The sequence below is a fragment of the Domibacillus indicus genome (assembly GCF_000970685.1).
Taxonomy (GTDB): Bacteria; Bacillota; Bacilli; order Bacillales; family Domibacillaceae; genus Domibacillus; species Domibacillus indicus.
On record NZ_LAJB01000007.1, the window covers coordinates 237,124 to 254,288 of the forward strand.

General features: G+C 45.9%; 15 protein-coding genes. 1 reads left to right on the forward strand and 14 read right to left on the reverse strand.

All coding sequences use genetic code 11. From position 1 onward, the window contains the following. Positions 1-4: 4 nt before the first annotated feature. Together remA and VP98_RS09320 are read right to left on the reverse strand one after the other, a co-directional pair. Complete coding sequence (remA, locus tag VP98_RS09315) at positions 5-265, reverse strand: extracellular matrix/biofilm regulator RemA (RefSeq protein ID WP_046175107.1); 261 nt, start codon at positions 263-265, stop codon at positions 5-7. 56 nt (positions 266-321) lie between these two features. After that, positions 322-570: a hypothetical protein gene (locus tag VP98_RS09320; RefSeq protein WP_046175108.1), complete on the reverse strand. Its 249-nt coding sequence runs from the start codon at positions 568-570 to the stop codon at positions 322-324. 144 nt (positions 571-714) lie between these two features. Between VP98_RS09320 and VP98_RS09325 the strand changes: the two genes are divergently transcribed. Beyond that, complete coding sequence (locus tag VP98_RS09325) at positions 715-2,418, forward strand: Rqc2 family fibronectin-binding protein (protein WP_046175109.1); 1,704 nt, start codon at positions 715-717, stop codon at positions 2,416-2,418. Positions 2,419-2,450: 32 nt separating this feature from the next. Here VP98_RS09325 and pyrE read toward each other — a convergent pair whose 3' ends face one another. The 12 genes from pyrE to ileS form a co-directional block, all read right to left on the reverse strand. Beyond that, positions 2,451-3,077: an orotate phosphoribosyltransferase gene (pyrE, locus tag VP98_RS09330; protein ID WP_046175110.1), complete on the reverse strand. Its 627-nt coding sequence runs from the start codon at positions 3,075-3,077 to the stop codon at positions 2,451-2,453. Between the two features lies 1 nt (position 3,078). Further along, complete coding sequence (gene pyrF, locus VP98_RS09335) at positions 3,079-3,789, reverse strand: orotidine-5'-phosphate decarboxylase (protein WP_046175111.1); 711 nt, start codon at positions 3,787-3,789, stop codon at positions 3,079-3,081. Next, a complete protein-coding gene (locus VP98_RS09340; RefSeq protein ID WP_046175112.1) occupies positions 3,789-4,700 on the reverse strand; it encodes a dihydroorotate dehydrogenase in 912 nt (303 codons plus the stop codon). Before VP98_RS09340 ends, pyrF begins: the two co-directional genes overlap by 1 nt. Further along, the gene (locus VP98_RS09345) at positions 4,697-5,476 is read right to left on the reverse strand and encodes a dihydroorotate dehydrogenase electron transfer subunit (RefSeq protein ID WP_046175113.1); all 780 of its coding nucleotides are present in this window, start codon (positions 5,474-5,476) and stop codon (positions 4,697-4,699) included. Before VP98_RS09345 ends, VP98_RS09340 begins: the two co-directional genes overlap by 4 nt. After that, entirely contained in the window at positions 5,473-8,679 is a 3,207-nt protein-coding gene (gene carB, locus VP98_RS09350) for a carbamoyl-phosphate synthase large subunit (RefSeq protein WP_046175114.1), read from the reverse strand. Before carB ends, VP98_RS09345 begins: the two co-directional genes overlap by 4 nt. Next, a complete protein-coding gene (locus tag VP98_RS09355) occupies positions 8,672-9,787 on the reverse strand; it encodes a carbamoyl phosphate synthase small subunit (RefSeq protein WP_407919211.1) in 1,116 nt (371 codons plus the stop codon). Before VP98_RS09355 ends, carB begins: the two co-directional genes overlap by 8 nt. Continuing rightward, positions 9,760-11,046, reverse strand: a complete 1,287-nt coding sequence (locus VP98_RS09360; protein WP_046175115.1) for a dihydroorotase — start codon at positions 11,044-11,046, stop codon at positions 9,760-9,762. The genes VP98_RS09355 and VP98_RS09360 overlap by 28 nt, the downstream gene beginning before the upstream one ends. Continuing rightward, a complete protein-coding gene (locus VP98_RS09365; RefSeq protein WP_046175473.1) occupies positions 11,030-11,938 on the reverse strand; it encodes an aspartate carbamoyltransferase catalytic subunit in 909 nt (302 codons plus the stop codon). The genes VP98_RS09360 and VP98_RS09365 overlap by 17 nt, the downstream gene beginning before the upstream one ends. A 190-nt stretch (positions 11,939-12,128) precedes the next feature. After that, entirely contained in the window at positions 12,129-12,665 is a 537-nt protein-coding gene (gene pyrR / locus VP98_RS09370) for a bifunctional pyr operon transcriptional regulator/uracil phosphoribosyltransferase PyrR (protein ID WP_046175116.1), read from the reverse strand. 158 nt (positions 12,666-12,823) lie between these two features. Then, positions 12,824-13,735 (reverse strand): RluA family pseudouridine synthase, encoded by a 912-nt coding sequence (locus VP98_RS09375; RefSeq protein ID WP_046175117.1) that lies wholly within the window; start codon positions 13,733-13,735, stop codon positions 12,824-12,826. Position 13,736: 1 nt separating this feature from the next. After that, the gene (gene lspA, locus VP98_RS09380; RefSeq protein ID WP_046175118.1) at positions 13,737-14,198 is read right to left on the reverse strand and encodes a signal peptidase II; all 462 of its coding nucleotides are present in this window, start codon (positions 14,196-14,198) and stop codon (positions 13,737-13,739) included. A 60-nt stretch (positions 14,199-14,258) separates the two neighbouring features. Beyond that, entirely contained in the window at positions 14,259-17,030 is a 2,772-nt protein-coding gene (ileS, locus tag VP98_RS09385) for an isoleucine--tRNA ligase (RefSeq protein WP_046175119.1), read from the reverse strand. Positions 17,031-17,165: the final 135 nt, after the last annotated feature.

Sequence of the window (17,165 nt, forward strand, 5' to 3'; positions counted from 1 at the left end):
CACTTCACAATCCTTCCTCAGCTTCCTCATCTTTTAATGCCGCTCGATTCGCGACTGTTTCCGGCTGAACAGCCGACAAGATAACATGGCGGCTGTCTGTTAAAATGACCGCACGCGTCCGGCGGCCAAATGTTGCATCAACAAGATTGCCTTTATCACGTGACTCTTGAATGAGCCGCTTAATTGGCGCCGACTCCGGGCTGATAATCGCCACAATCCGCTCCGCCGAGACGACACTGCCAAATCCAATATTGATTAACTGCATCAATTGCGCTCCCCTTTGCCACGTTTCGTCCATTTTTGCACACTTGAGCCATTATATCATATTTGACTCTTTTCCTGCTCAATAAAAGCAAGAACTTCTTCTTTTTCTTCCACGGGTCTGGCCAGTCCCAATTCCAGCTTCATTTTTTCCGTTTCAAGCAAAAAGTTTTCCTGTTTCAGTTTTTCCAATTCAATCTGTTCTTTTACAATTTTGTACTGAATTTTTGATTGGCTTCTCATATGGGCTGTAATAATGGCAACAATAGGAATGGAAAATACCATAATAACAGTGACGAATCCAGTCATAGTACGCCTCTTTTCTTCATTAAATTTATAAAAATAGTATACAGCAGTTTTGGCCGTTAAAAAAGAAATGTTCTCAAATTTACGAAAACGCTGTATACATGGTAAGATGGATAAATATGTTCGTATAAAAAGGGAGTATGAATCATGGCATTTGATGGATTGTTTACAAAAGCAATGGTTGAAGAATTAAATGAGGCTTTGACGGGCGGACGGGTGAATAAAATTCATCAGCCCTATAAAAACGAAGCAATTATGGTTATCCGGGCACGAGGGAAAAATAATAAGCTGCTTTTATCCGCTCACCCATCGTATGCGCGTGTGCAGCTGACGGAGACTGTTCAGGAGAACCCTTCTGAGCCGCCGCTTTTTTGCGTAATGATGCGAAAGCACTTAGATGGAGCTATTTTAGAGAATATCCGCCAGTTTGGCCTTGACCGGACAATATGTTTTGAGTTTAAAGGAAAAAATGAAATTGGTGATGTTTCTTATAAAGAGCTGTATGTCGAAATTATGGGCCGCCACAGCAACATTCTGCTGGTAGACAAAGAAAAAAAGACGATTATCGACAGCATTAAGCACATCCCCTCTTCCATGAACAGCTACCGGACGATTTTGCCGGGAGCCGAATATGTCCAGCCGCCGGCTCAGCATAAGCATAATCCGCTTACAGCCGATGCAGAACTGGTTACACGTGCGCTTGATTTTAATGCCGGAAAAATCGCCAGACAGCTTGTTTCTTCCTTTGAAGGGCTGTCTCCGCTCATCAGCAATGAAATTGTGGCCCATGCCGGGCTCGCAAACCGGGTAACGATTCCTGCAGCATTCTCAGAAGTTATCCAGCCAATAAGGGAAAGCCGGTATTCACCTGTAATGATTGACAATGGCGAAAAAACATACTTTTATATGATTGATCTGCCGCACCTGGCCGGTGAGCGTACTTCTTTCGATACTCTGTCTGTTCTTTTGGACCGCTATTATTTTGGCAAAGCAGAACGTGACCGGGTCCGCCAGCAGGCAAATGACCTGGAGCGGTTAATCAGCAATGACCTTCAAAAAAACCGATCTAAAATCCAGAAGCTTGAACGAACGCTTCAAGAAGCAGAAAACGCCGGTGAATACCAGCGGCTTGGCGAATTGTTAACGGCTAATTTATACGCAGTGAAAAAAGGCATGACTGAAATTGATGTAATCGACTACTACGATGAAAACGGAAAAATGATTACCATTGCGCTTGATCCGCAAAAAAACCCGGCTGAAAATGCGCAAAAATATTTTTCACGCTATCAAAAAGCAAAGCATGCGGTTATCGCAGTGAAGGACCAAATTGAAAAAACAAATGAAGAAATCCGCTACTTTGAAGCTCTTTTGCAGCAGCTTGAATCTGCTTCGCCTCGCGATATTGAAGAAATTCGTGAAGAGCTGGCGGATGAAGGATATATAAAAGCCCGGAATGTGAAAAAGAAAAAGAAAGCAGCCGTTCCGGCAATTGAAGAATATACCGCCACAGACGGAACTGTTATTTACGCCGGCAAAAATAACCGGCAAAATGATTATTTAACAAATAAAGCGGCCCGCCGTGATGACATCTGGCTTCATACAAAGGACATTCCAGGCTCCCACATTGTTATTCGTTCTGAGGATCCATCAGACGAAACGATTTTAGAAGCGGCTATGATTGCCGCTTATTACAGCAAAGCCAAAGATTCATCCTCTGTTCCGGTAGACTACACAAAAGTGCGCCATGTAAAAAAACCATCTGGCGCCAAGCCCGGGTTTGTTATTTATGATAACCAGCATACAGTTTATGTTACCCCTGATGAGGGCAAGGTAATGTCCATGAAAAAATAAATAAAAAGCAGTGAGCCCGGGCTCACTGCTTTTTATTTTGCTCCCCATGCATCGGGGTTTTGCTTCCACTGTTTTAACGTTTCAATGTCGCCTGATTCTACATAGTTCTTTTCAGCAGCCGTTTCAATCAGCGCGTCGTAGTCGCTTAACGCCACTGCTTTTAATTCAGCTTCAGCAAGACGGGAATCGCCTTTTGGCAGTCCATATGTAAAGATTGCCGCTGCGCCCAGCACTTCACAGCCTGCCGCACGCAGAGCTTCTGCCGCAGTAATCGCGCTGCCGCCGGTTGAAATCAGGTCTTCAATCACAACTACCTTTGAGCCGGCTTCTGCTTTTCCTTCAATTTGATTGCCTTTGCCATGTTCTTTCGCTTTCGAACGGACATAGCACATCGGCAAATGAAGGATATCTGATACCCAGGCAGCATGCGGAATTCCCGCTGTAGCTGTACCGGCAATAATCTCTGCTTCCGGGTACTCTTTTTGGATAAGCTCAGCCAGTCCTGCCGCAATTTTTTGCCGTGTTTCTGGATAAGACAGAGTTAAGCGGTTATCGCAATAGATCGGTGATTTCATTCCAGACGACCATGTAAACGGGTCATTCGGCTGCAAAAATACCGCCCGGATTTTTAATAGTTCTTCTGCAATTTGTTTTTTCATTTTATGCATTTCCTCCCCAGAGTGCTTTAACGTGCTGATAGGCTGCAACCGGGTCGGCTGCTTTCGTAATGGGACGGCCGACAACAATCATCGTTGAGCCGATTTCACGTGCTTCAGCCGGATCCGCAATACGCTTTTGGTCATCTGCACTTCCGTCTTTTAACCGAATGCCCGGCGTTACTTTGAAAAACTCTTCGCCGCAGGCCGCACGAATAGCACCGGCTTCCAAAACAGAGCAGACAACCCCGTCACAGCCGGCTTCCTTCGCTTTTTTTGCATAATGAAGAACCGATTCCTGAAGAGGAACTTGAATCAGCTGATCCGCCTGCATGGCTTCTTCTGATGTAGAGGTTAACTGCGTTACTGCCAGAAGAACCGGGCGTCTGCCTTCATAAGCCCCTGCTTCCAGTCCTTCACGTGCTTTTTTCATCATTTCAACGCCGCCGGCTGCATGCACATTGATCATATCGACGCCAAGTGCTGCAAGACCTTTCATTGCCTGGCCCACCGTGTTGGGAATGTCGTGCAATTTTAAATCAAGAAAAATACGATGATTCATTTTCTTCAGCTGTTCAATAATGAACGGGCCGTTTTGCAAGTACAGTTCCATGCCCACCTTTACATAAAGCTTTTCGCCATGAAAAGGCGCAAGAAATTGCTCGGCTTCCCTCCATGCGGGGAAATCGAGTGCAATAATCGGTTCATTTTCCATTATTTCCAGCTCCGTCCCTTTAATTCACTGATATGGTCTACATTATGCTGCTCTAAATAGCGGTCCAGTTCTTCAATAAGTTCCGGACATACAAATGGATTAACAAAGTTTGCTGTTCCGACAGCAAAAGCATCTGCTCCTGCCAGCGCAAATTCAATGATGTCTTCAACCGTTGAAATGCCGCCCATGCCAATAATCGGCAGGTTCGTCTGCTGGCTGACTTCATAAACCATCCGCACAGCAACTGGCTTAACTGCAGGACCTGATAATCCGCCTGTCCGGTTGGAAAGAACCGGCTTGCCCGTTTTTAAGTCAATCCGCATGCCAATTAACGTATTAATCATTGTGATGCCATCCGCACCGCCGTCTTCAATTGCTTTCGCCATTTCTACAATGCTTGTTACATTCGGCGACAGCTTCACATAGACCGGCACTTCCGATACTTCTTTCACACGCTTTGTCAGTTCTTTTGCTGTTTCGGGAATCGTACCGAATGCAATACCCCCGGTTTTCACGTTCGGACAGGAGATATTCAGCTCCAGTGCATGGACATTTTCCACTTTGGAAATTTCTTTTGCCACCTCAACATAATCTTCTGTCTGTGACCCGGCCACGTTCGCAATAATCGGCACATCAAATTGCTTGAGCCATTCCAGTTCATTAGCGATTACTTTTTCCAGCCCTGGATTTTGCAGACCAATGGCGTTCAGCATGCCGCCCGGTGTTTCCGCCACACGGGGTGTTGCATTCCCGTAACGCGGCTCTTCTGTTGTCGCCTTAATCATAATGGATCCAAGCTTGCTCAAGTCAAACAGCTGACTGAATTCACGGCCAAACCCGAAGCAGCCCGAAGCCGGCATAACAGGGTTTTTCAATGATAATCCTGGAAGTTCAAGAGCTAAGCGGCTCATAATGCCACCTCCCCGGCTTTAAAAACAGGGCCGTCACTGCATATTTTCAAATAAGCAGTACCCGTCTCATCCTCTGCCGGATGGCATACACACGCAAAGCAAGCGCCAATGCCGCAGCCCATCCGCTCTTCAAGAGAGATATAGCCATGCGGTGCCGCATAAAGCTGTTCAACAGCTTTCAACATAACAGTCGGGCCGCACGAGTAAAAAATATCCGCTTTAATGCCGCGCCTGTTCACAACATCAGTAACAAAACCCTGTTCTCCAAGAGAACCGTCAACGGTTGCTACATACGTTTCACCGAGTGCCGCGAACTGCTCGGTGTAAAAAGCGGCTTCTTGATTTTGAAACCCCAGTACATGAATCGTTTGAACTCCCTTCGCATTTAAGCGGCGGGACAATTCATAAAGCGGCGGGACACCAATTCCGCCTCCGATCAAAAGAGCGGTCTGCCCGGCAGCTGCTTCTTCAACCGGAAACCCGTGGCCAAGCGGACCAAGAACGTCCACCAGGTCACCAGCCCGTTTACGGGAAAGCGCACTTGTTCCTGCGCCTTCCACACGGTAAATCATCGTAAATTCCTGCTTTTCCGGTTCAACCCGGGCAATACTGATTGGGCGGCGGAGCAGGGGCATCATTTCTTCCCCTGCTTTTAAGTGAACAAATTTTCCCGGCTCATCGATTTGGTCAACAAGCGTCCCTGTTAATGTCATTTCAAAGATGTTTTTTGCGATTTCTGATTGGGAAACAACCGCCATCAGCTCTTTTTGAATCATGAATGGACCGCCTCCAATGCCGCCTGCGGCATTGCTTCAGCGTTAAATATCATTGACTCGAGTACTTCAAGAATGGCTGTTGCTGTATCCAGTGACGTTAAGCATGGAATACCGTTTTCAACTGATTCACGGCGGATGCGGAAGCCGTCACGTGCCGGCTGCTTGCCTTTTGTCAGCGTGTTAATGATAAACTGCGCTTCACCGCCGCGGATTACATCCAGCATATCCGGACCTTTTGCACCGATTTTCGCGACCGTTTGAACCGGCACGCCCGTTTCGCTGATCATATTTGCTGTTCCATGAGTAGCAAGCAGCTGGAAGCCGATATTATGGAAACGTTTTGCAATAGCGAGTGCTTCTTCTTTGTCTTTATCGGCAACAGTCAATAATACAGCGCCTTTTGTCGGAATTTTCATGCCAGAGGCAACAAGCCCTTTGTAAAGTGCTTTTTCAACCGTTGCATCTTTCCCCATAACTTCACCCGTTGACTTCATTTCCGGGCCAAGAGTGGTATCAACGCGGCGCAGCTTCGCAAAAGAGAAGACCGGCACTTTTACATACACACCTTCTTTTTCAGGAACAAGGCCTGATTCGTAGCCCATTTCTTTCAATGAGTGCCCCATAATCGCTTTAGTCGCCAGGTTTGCCATTGGCACATTGGTAATCTTGCTTAAGAAAGGCACAGTCCGGCTGGAGCGCGGGTTCACTTCAATGACGAACACTTCACCTTTCGAAATAACATATTGAATATTCAGCAGCCCGACAATATTCAAGCCTTTTGCAAGCCTGGTTGTGTATTCGATGATTTTGGCTTTCTGGTCCTCTGTTAGTTTTTGCGGCGGGTAAACGGCGATTGAATCTCCAGAGTGCACACCTGCACGCTCGATATGCTCCATGATGCCTGGAATTACAACATCCGTGCCGTCTGAAATTGCGTCAACTTCAATTTCTTTACCCGTTAGATAACGGTCAATCAAGACCGGGTGCTCCGGATTTACTTTTACTGCATTTTGCATATATTGAAGCAGCTCCGCTTCTTTATAAACAATTTCCATTGCCCGGCCGCCAAGCACATAAGAAGGACGGACTAAAACCGGATAGCCGATGCTGTTGGCAATTTCAACAGCTGCGTCTACCGAAAATGCTGTTCTGCCAAGCGGCTGTGGAACGTTAAGCTCCTGCAGCGCCTGTTCAAATTTATCACGGTTTTCCGCGCGGTCTACATCTTCAAGGCTTGTACCCAGGATTTTCACACCGTGCTCTACCAGCTGGCCTGCCAGATTGATCGCTGTCTGTCCGCCAAACTGAACAACAACACCTTCTGGCTTTTCCAGATCAATAATGTGCATAACATCTTCAATTGTTAACGGCTCGAAGTAAAGCTTGTCGGAAATACTGAAATCCGTCGAAACCGTTTCCGGGTTGTTGTTAATGATAATTGCTTCGTAGCCGGCTTCTTTTAGCGCCCATACCGAGTGAACTGTTGCATAGTCAAATTCAACACCCTGGCCGATCCGGATTGGTCCCGAGCCAAGTACCACTACAGATTTACGGTCCGTAACGATCGATTCATTTTCTTCTTCGTATGTTCCATAGTAGTAAGGTGTTTCAGATTCAAATTCTGCAGCACATGTATCAACCGTTTTAAATACCGGCACAATTCCATTTTCTTTCCGCCAGTCATATACTTCTTTTTCTGTTTTGTTCCATGCTTTGGCCAGTGTTTTATCAGCAAAGCCAAGCTGTTTCGCTTTTCTGGCTATTTCTGCATCAAACGGATTATTTTCGACTTCTTTTTCGTATTTTACAATGTTTTCAAATTTTTTCAGGAAGAATAGGTCAATTTGACTCCATTCGTGAATCGTTTCGATCGTTATGCCGCGGCGCAGTGCTTCGCCGAGATAGAATAAGCGTTCATCACCTGCTTTGCGGATTCGTTTTTCAAGAAACGCTTCATCTTTATCTGCCAGCTCGTCAAGTGACAGGTGATAGACGCCGCTCTCTAAAGAACGGACCGCTTTCAGCATGGATTCCTCAAATGTACGGCCGATTGCCATGACTTCTCCGGTTGCTTTCATTTGCGTGCCCAGTGTACGGTTCGCATTTTCAAATTTATCAAAAGGCCAGCGTGGGATTTTCGACACAATATAATCAAGTGCCGGTTCAAAGCACGCATATGTTTTCCCGGTAACCGGGTTCATCATTTCATCCAGCGTTAATCCGACAGCGATTTTCGCCGCCAGCTTCGCAATTGGATACCCCGTTGCTTTTGAAGCAAGGGCGGATGAACGGCTGACACGCGGGTTTACTTCAATAATGTAATACTGGAAGCTGTGAGGATCAAGGGCAAGCTGGACGTTACAGCCGCCTTCAATGCCAAGCGCGCGGATAATTTTTAAAGATGTATTGCGCAGCATCTGGTATTCGCGGTCCGTTAATGTCTGGCTTGGCGCCACAACGATCGAATCACCTGTATGGACGCCGACCGGGTCGATGTTTTCCATATTACAAACAACAATCGCATTATCGTTTGCATCACGCATTACTTCATACTCGATTTCTTTAAAGCCGGCGATGCTTTTCTCAAGAAGGCATTGCGTAACCGGGCTTTGCTTTAAACCGTTTGTTACTATTTCAATTAATTCGTCTTCGTTCTCGCAAATTCCGCCTCCGGTACCGCCAAGTGTGTAGGCCGGGCGGACAATAACCGGATAGCCGATTTGCCCGACAAAGTCTTTTGCTTCTTGAAGTGTATGGATAATTTCACTTTCCGGCACCGGCTCATTTAAATCATTCATCAGCGTACGGAACAAATCGCGGTCTTCCGCCTGCTCAATAGCTGAAAGCTTTGTGCCAAGAACTTCAACATTGTACTCATCCAGCACGCCTGCATTGGAAAGCTCAACCGCCATATTTAATCCGGTCTGGCCGCCGAGTGTCGGTAAAATGGCATCCGGACGTTCTTTTTGAATAATCCGGCGTACGAATTCAAGTGTAATTGGTTCAATATAAACTGCATCGGCAATTTCTGTATCTGTCATAATGGTTGCCGGATTCGAGTTAACAAGAATAACCCGGTATCCTTCTTCTTTTAGTGCAAGGCACGCCTGGGTGCCTGCGTAGTCAAATTCTGCCGCCTGTCCAATAACAATAGGGCCGGAGCCGATTACAAGTATACTTTTGATGTCTGTACGTTTAGGCATGATGTGTCTCCTTTGCAGCGTGTGTTTTCATTAAGTTAATAAAACGGTCAAATAAAACATTATCATCTTCCGGTCCAGGAGAAGCTTCTGGATGATACTGCACCGTGAAAGCCGGATGAACTTTATGGGCAAGCCCTTCTACCGTGCCGTCATTCAATGCAACGTGTGTAACTTTTAACTCAGTGTTGGCAATGGACTCCTCGCTCACCGCAAAACCATGATTTTGTGAAGTCAGGGCGGTCCGGCCTGTTTCTAAATCTTTTACTGGATGGTTAGAGCCGCGGTGGCCAAATTTAAGCTTAAATGTATCTGCTCCCGCTGCAAGCGCAAAGAGCTGATGGCCGAGACAGATTCCAAAAATCGGCACCTGGCCAATGAGTTCTTTTATTGTTTCAATCGCATGTGGAACATCTTTTGGGTTGCCTGGCCCGTTCGTCAGCATAATGCCGTCCGGCTTAAACTGCATAATTTCTTCTGCGGTTGTATCATGTGGCACTACTACCACATCGCAATTGCGTTCATTTAATTCTCGTAAAATACCATGCTTCATGCCAAAGTCTATCAGCACAACACGGAATCCGCGTCCAGGGCTTGGATAAGCAGATTTGGTTGACACCTGCGCAACCTGGTCATTTGGCAGTACAGTCGCCTGCAGGCGGTGAAGGACATCTTCAGGATTTACTTCCGCTGAAACAATTGCACCTTTTAAAGCACCATGCCGGCGGATAATTCTTGTTAATTTGCGAGTATCAATACCCGAAATTGCCGGGATGTCTTTCATTTTCAAGTACTCATCTATTGAAAATTCGCTTCTGAAGTTTGATGGGAAATCAGCAGCTTCTTTTACAACCAGTGCTTTAACCGCTGGCTGAATCGTTTCAAAATCATCACGATTGATGCCGTAGTTTCCAATAAGCGGGTATGTGAATGTAACAATTTGCCCGCAGTATGACGGGTCGGACAATGTTTCCTGGTAACCCGTCATGCCTGTTGTAAATACAACTTCTCCTGTTACGTCTTTTGTGCTGCCGAAGCCTTGACCGGTAAAAATTGTACCATCTTCTAAAATAAGCTGTTTTTTCATTCGTTGATCGTTCCTTCCTGCCATACAAGATTTCCTTCAAAAAACGTTGCAGCCGGCCAGCCGGAAAGCATACGGCCTGCAAATGGTGTGTTTTTTCCTTTGGATAAAAACGTCTTAGGATCGACTTCTTTTTCTGCTTCAAGATCAATAATTGTTATATCAGCACTCGCGCCCTCTTCCAGGCGTCCGTGAGGCAAGTTAAAGGTTTGAGCCGGCTTGATTGTCATCCAGTCAACCAGCTGCTGTAAGGTGATAACTCCTTTTTTCACAAGCTCCGTATAAAGAAGCGGAAAAGCAGTTTCAAATCCGGTAATGCCAAACGGCGCTTTTTGAATGCCGGCGGCTTTTTCTTCTGCGGTATGAGGGGCATGATCTGTTGCGATAAAATCAAGCGTGCCGTCCAGAAGGCCTTCAATCAGGGCTGCTTTGTCTTCCGCTCCCCGCAGCGGCGGATTCATTTTAAAATTCGGGTCCTGTCCGGGAATATCCATATCGGTTAAAACGAGATGGTGAGGTGACACTTCACCTGTTACGCGAATACCTGCTTTTTTTGCATCCCGGATAACCCGGACAGATTCTTTTGTGCTGACGTGGCAGACGTGATAATGGCAGCCGGCGTTTTCGGCAAGCAGCACATCGCGGGCAATTTGCACTGATTCACAAATCGATGGGATGCCCGGGATTCCTTCCCGCTTTGCATACTCTCCGTCATGGACAGCACCGCCATAAATTAAGCTGTTGTCTTCACAGTGGGCGACAATCGCCATATCGATGGCTGCCGATTTTTTCATTGCCGCATGCATCATGCCTGCTTCTTGAATTCCAACACCATCATCCGTGAAAGCAAAGGCCCGGTTTTCTTTGAGCGAATCAAAGTCAACCAGCTCTTTTCCAGCCTGGCGAATCGTAATTGAGGCATATGGCAGTACACGGATATGGGCTTTTTCTTCAATTAATTTATTTACTTTTTGAAGGTTTTCTTCCGTGTCCGGTACAGGGCGCGTATTCGGCATTGCAGCAATAGTCGTAAAACCGCCTTTTGCTGCTGCTTTTGTTCCGGTTTCAATCGTTTCTTTGTGCTCACCGCCCGGCTCGCGCAAATGCACATGTAAATCGACAAGCCCTGGTGCAACCAATTTCCCGCCTGCATCTATTACTTGTTCCTCAGCAGCTGTAAGCTCAGGTCCAATTTCTGCAATTTTTCCGCCCTTCACACGAATATCTGCTTTTCTTAGCTCTCCATTTTCGCTTAATACTTGTCCATTTTTAATTAACCAGTTCATTTGCCAATCTCCCCTCAAGCACTTCTTTTAAAACCGCCATGCGGACATATACACCATTCTGCATTTGTTTAAAGATCCGTGACCGGCCGCACTCCACCAGGCTGTCGGCGATTTCTGCATCACGGTTTACCGGAGCAGGATGCATAATAATGCTTCCCCGCTTCATACGCCCTTCTCTCTCTTCAGTTAAGCCATAGCGTTCGTGGTATTCCTCTTTTGTCATAGCGGATGCAACCTGGTGACGTTCATGCTGGATGCGAAGCAGCATCAGAACATCGACTTGCTCCACCAGCTCGTCTATCTCTACGAAGCCGCCCGACTGTAAAAAGTCTTCCTCAAACCACTCAGGAGGACCGGAAAATTTCACCTCAGCACCGAGTCTTCTAAGTGCCTCTGCATTAGAACGGGCCACCCGGCTGTGCCGGATATCACCCACGATGCCGATTTTCAAGCCGTCAAACGTGCCGAACTCCTGCTGAATGGTCAGAAGATCAAGCAGGCACTGCGTTGGATGCTGTCCGCACCCGTCACCTGCGTTAATAACGGGTATATCAATCTGACCGACTAATTCATCATAGTAGGCATCTGCCTCATGACGTACAACAACCGCGTTAACGCCGATGGCTTCCAGCGTTTTCACTGTATCGTACAATGTCTCTCCTTTTAAGACGCTTGAACTTCCGACATCAAAGGGTATAACATCAAGTCCTAATTTTCGTTCGGCCATTTCAAAGCTCGTTTTCGTCCGCGTACTCGCCTCAAAAAACAGGTTGGCAACATATTGCTTCTCGGGCGGCATCCAAATTTCACCTTCCGCAAACTTTTGCGCCTGCATTAATATTAACAAAATTTCATCTTTATGCAAATCCCTAATTGAAACTAAATTTTTCAGCATCGATTTCCGCCTCCGTTTTCATAAAAAAAACACCCTGATTTTCAGGGTGTTTTCTCGTTTTACAGCATGACGAAGCTGTACTGCACATGGGCGCAGACCGATTTCACCCTTAAATGCCTCTCGTGCATTTTTAAAAGGTTGTCAATGTTCACAAAGCCTCTCGGGACTTTTACGGAAACATTTATCTTTATTCATAAATACTTATACGATCCGTTTCATCTACTTCTTCGAGGGTAACCACAATCCGCTCCGTTTTAGCCGAGGGAATGTTTTTCCCTATGTAATCTGCTCTTATTGGCAGTTCACGGTGACCCCTGTCTACAAGCGCCGCCATTTGAATATGCGACGGCCGCCCAATATCCATAATCGCATCCATTGCTGCCCGCACAGTGCGGCCCGTGTACAGCACGTCATCTACCAGAATGACTGTTTTGCCGTTTAAGTCAACCGGGATTTCCGAGCCTTTTACTTCCGGCTCGCGGTTTTTGTTTTTTTCAGTTAAGTCATCTCGGTACAATGTGATATCCAGGTCTCCGACTGGTACCCGCTGCCCTTCTATTTGAAAAATCCGTTCCGCCAGCCGCTGGGCTATATAAATTCCGCGTGTTTTAATACCAATCAGCACGCAGTTTTCTATACCTTTATTACGTTCAATAATTTCGTGTGCAATTCTTGTTAAGGCCCGCCGAATCGCCTGCTGATCTAGTACGACCGCTTTCTCCATGAAAAAAGCCTCCCCACCCGATTCCGGTGAGAAGGCATACTGGTTCCTTGAAAATGGCATAACACTGCCATTATGTCCGATTCCTTCTCAGCCTCACGGGACTGTTCTTAAAAGTTCTTATTCAACTGAATTAAGTGTAACGATAACGGGAACAAAAGTCAAATCTTTTTGCCCAATTCCTCAAGCAAATCAGTAAATTCTTTTGGAGCAGGTGCTTCAAATTCCATATATTCATTTGTCCTTGGGTGAATAAAGCCCAAAACACCTGCATGGAGAGCCTGGCCATCAATATCCAGTGTTTTGCGCGGGCCATATTTGGGATCTCCCGCAAGCGGAAAACCAATATACTTCATGTGTACACGAATTTGATGTGTACGGCCTGTTTCTAACTCACATTCGACAAGGGTAAAATCTTCAAAGCGCTCCAGCACATGAAAATGGGTAACAGCAGCTTTTCCATGATCAACAATCCCCATTTTCTGGCGGTCCTTCGTGTCACGGCCAATCGGTGCATCAACAGTGCCAAAATCATGCTGAATTACACCATGCACAATCGCCTTATATTTGCGGGTAACTGATTTTTCAACAAGCTGATTAACAAGGTTTTCATGGGCCATGTCATTTTTCGCCACCATCAGCAAGCCTGATGTATCTTTGTCAATTCGGTGCACAATACCCGGACGCATAACCCCGTTAATGCCGGATAAATCTTTGCAATGGTACATAAGCCCATTTACCAGAGTTCCTGTTGTGTGACCAGGCGCCGGATGAACAACCATGCCGCGCGGCTTATTCACAACAATAACATCCTCATCTTCGTAATAAATATCGAGATTTAAATCTTCCGCTTCAATATTCAGTTCTTCCGGAGCAGGTATATCGATGAGTACTTCATCTCCTGCCGTTGCTTTATAGTTGGCTTTAACCGGCTTTCCATTTACACGGACACGCCCTTCCTTCAGCCACTCCTGTACCTGGGAACGTGAATACCGGTCATCCTGCGAGGCAGCAAGCTTGTCAATCCTGTTTCCATTTTCTTCTTCACCAACTGTAAACTGAAGTAATTTCATGTTATTCCTTCTTTCCTTTTCGGTCTTCTATAAACATGGCTATAAACAATAAGATAACGCCTATTGTCAATGCTGCATCTGCAATATTAAAAATAGGAAACCGGTAGCTGAAAATAAATGTCTGGACGAAATCAACGACCTCTCCGCGAAATAACCGGTCAATAAAATTTCCAACCGCGCCGCCAAGTAATACAGCTAACGATATTTTCATTAAAGGTTTCCCTTTTGCTTCTTTTTGCATGAAATAAATGATTCCTGCTACAACGACAGCTGTAATAATGTAAAACAGCCAGAACTGGCCTTCAAGCATCCCCCATGCGGCTCCTCTGTTTCGATGTGAAGTAATGTGGAGCAAATTTTCAATAACCGGTACGCTTTCGCCAATTTCCATTGATTTGACGATAAGCCACTTTGTCCATTGATCCAGCAGAATAATGATCAGTGCCAATACGTAATAATACATATCTTCCCTCCAGCAATGAAAAGAGGTTAGCGACTTTATGCTAACCTCTTTTTCGCCTTTTTAGTTTACTTCTGAATAATGTTCTTTTACAACAGACGCACAGCGCAGGCAAAGCGTTGGATGCTCTTCGTCCTGTCCTATTTCATCTGTTACGGTCCAGCAGCGTTCACATGTTTCGCCTTCTGCTTTTTCAACCACTACAGCCGCTGTATCAAGCTTCACCGCATTCTCCGGCGCTTCTGAAACCGGTCCGGCCGCCTCAAAGCCGGATACGATAAACAGCTGTTTTAAGTCTTCCTCAATTGACTCAAGAAGCGCTGCCGTTTTACTGTCTGCATACAAACGGATATGGGCAGTTAGTGACTTGCCGATTACTTTTTCGTTTCGCGCTTCTTCCAGTGCTTTTAAAACATCATCACGAACCGCCATAAACGCTGTCCATTTTTCTGTTAATTGTTCTGCATCTGAAAGCTCTTTGTATTCCGGCATGTCCGTCAGCTGCACATATTGTTCGGCTGCTTCAGGCACTTCTGCCCAAACTTCATCTGCTGTGTGTGGCAGAATTGGCGAAACCAGCTTGGCAAGCGCTGTTAACGTCTCATACATTACCGTTTGAATAGCACGGCGCTCCTTATTGTCTTCAGCCTCAATATATAAAACATCTTTTGTAAAATCAAGGTAGAATGAGCTTAAATCAACTGTACAGAAATTATTAACAGCATGATAAATCGCTGCAAATTCATACTTTTCATAATGGCTGCGGACAGTTTGCACCAGTTCGTTTAATTTCACCAGCATAAACCGGTCTACTTCACGCAGATTTTGATATGGCACCGCGTGCTCACCCGGCTTAAAGCCGTGAAGATTTCCAAGCAGGAAGCGGAACGTATTGCGGATTTTCCGGTATACTTCTGCTACTTGTTTTAAGATAGCATCTGATACCCGGACATCTGCTTGAAAGTCCACCGATGATACCCATAGACGCAGGATATCCGCACCAAGCTGCTCCATTACCTTTGCAGGGATCACTGTATTGCCAAGCGACTTACTCATTTTGCGGCCTTCACCATCAAGGGCAAATCCATGACTTAATACGCCTTTGTATGGTGCCTGGCCAGTTACGGCTACAGCTGTAATCAATGAAGAGTTAAACCAGCCGCGGTATTGATCCGATCCTTCCAGGTAAAGATCTGCCGGCCGCTGGGCATCCTCACGCTGCTCTAACACTCCTTCATGCGAAGAACCAGAGTCAAACCAGACATCCATAATATCATTTTCTTTCGTAAATTCGCCATTTGGGCTTCCGGGATGCGTAAATCCTTCTGGCAATAATTCTTTAGCCGTCCTTTTAAACCAGATGTTTGAACCATGCTCACGGAATAAACCAGACACATGTTCAATCGTCTCGTCCGTAATAATCGCTTCGCCGTTTTCTGCATAAAATACCGGAATTGGCACTCCCCACGCACGCTGGCGGGAAATGCACCAGTCGCCGCGGTCACGGATCATATTAAACAGCCGCGTTTCTCCCCATGCTGGCACCCATTTAGTTTCTTTTACCGCTTCTAGTAATTGGGACCGGAATTTATCGATTGATGCAAACCACTGTGCGGTAGCACGATAAATAACCGGTTTTTTTGTCCGCCAGTCATGCGGGTAAGAGTGGGTAATAAACTCTAGTTTCAGTAAAGCGCCCGCTTCAGACAGCTTTTCAGTGATTGCTTTATTCGCTTTGTCATAAAAAAGCCCTTCAAAGCCTGGCGCTTCTTCTGTCATGATGCCCCGGTCATTCACCGGGCAAAGCACGTCAAGACCGTATTTTTTCCCAACAATAAAGTCATCTTCTCCGTGTCCCGGTGCAGTATGAACAGCTCCGGTACCTGAGTCGGTTGTAACATGCTCCCCAAGCATCACCAGGGAATCGCGCCCGTAAAGCGGATGTTCCGCAATAACATGTTCGAGCTTTTCCCCTTTTATTACTTCTTCAACAGCATGAGACTCCCAGCCAATTTTCAATGCGACTTCTTCAAGCAGCGCTTCTGCTACAACATATTTTTCACCATTTGCACTGACAACCACGTAATTTAAGTCAGGATGCAGGGAGATGCCGAGATTTGCTGGAATCGTCCACGGTGTTGTAGTCCAGATAATAATTTTTGTTCCTTCTTCCAGCACATCGTTTCCTTTTTTCACATTAAAAGCAACATAAATGGAGGCGGACTTTTTATCCTGATATTCAATTTCTGCTTCCGCCAGCGCCGATTCAGATGATGGAGACCAGTAAACAGGCTTCAATCCTTTATAAATAAACCCTTTTTTCGCCATTTCACCAAACACTTTAATTTGTGCTGCTTCATATTCAGGCTTTAAGGTAATATACGGATTTTCCCAGTCGCCCCGTACACCAAGACGCTTAAATTGCTCGCGCTGATTTTCAATTTGCTTATACGCATATTCCTCGCAAAGCTGCCGGAACTCTGCCACCGTCATTTCCTTTCGGTTTACACCTGCGTTTGTCAGTGCCTGCTCAATCGGCAGTCCATGTGTATCCCAGCCCGGAATATAAGGTGCGTAGTAGCCGCTCATCGATTTATAGCGAACGATAAAGTCTTTTAAAATTTTATTTAGCGCATGGCCAATATGAATATCGCCATTTGCATATGGAGGGCCGTCGTGCAGTACAAACATTGGCCGGCCTTTTGTACGGTCGAGCACTTTTTTGTAAATCTCTTCCTCATTCCAGGTATTCTGCATTTCCGGTTCGCGCTTCGGCAGGCTGCCGCGCATCGGAAACTCGGTTTTCGGCATTAGTAATGTCTCTTTATAGTTCATTGCCTTTTCTCCTTTTTAATAAAATATACACTGGGCGTTTTTTCTTCCCAGGAGGCTTAAATGAAGAAACCATTTTCTTGGAGCCGCCGGGTTCTATCAATTGTACTCCCCTGAGCCGGACATCTTAAAAACAAA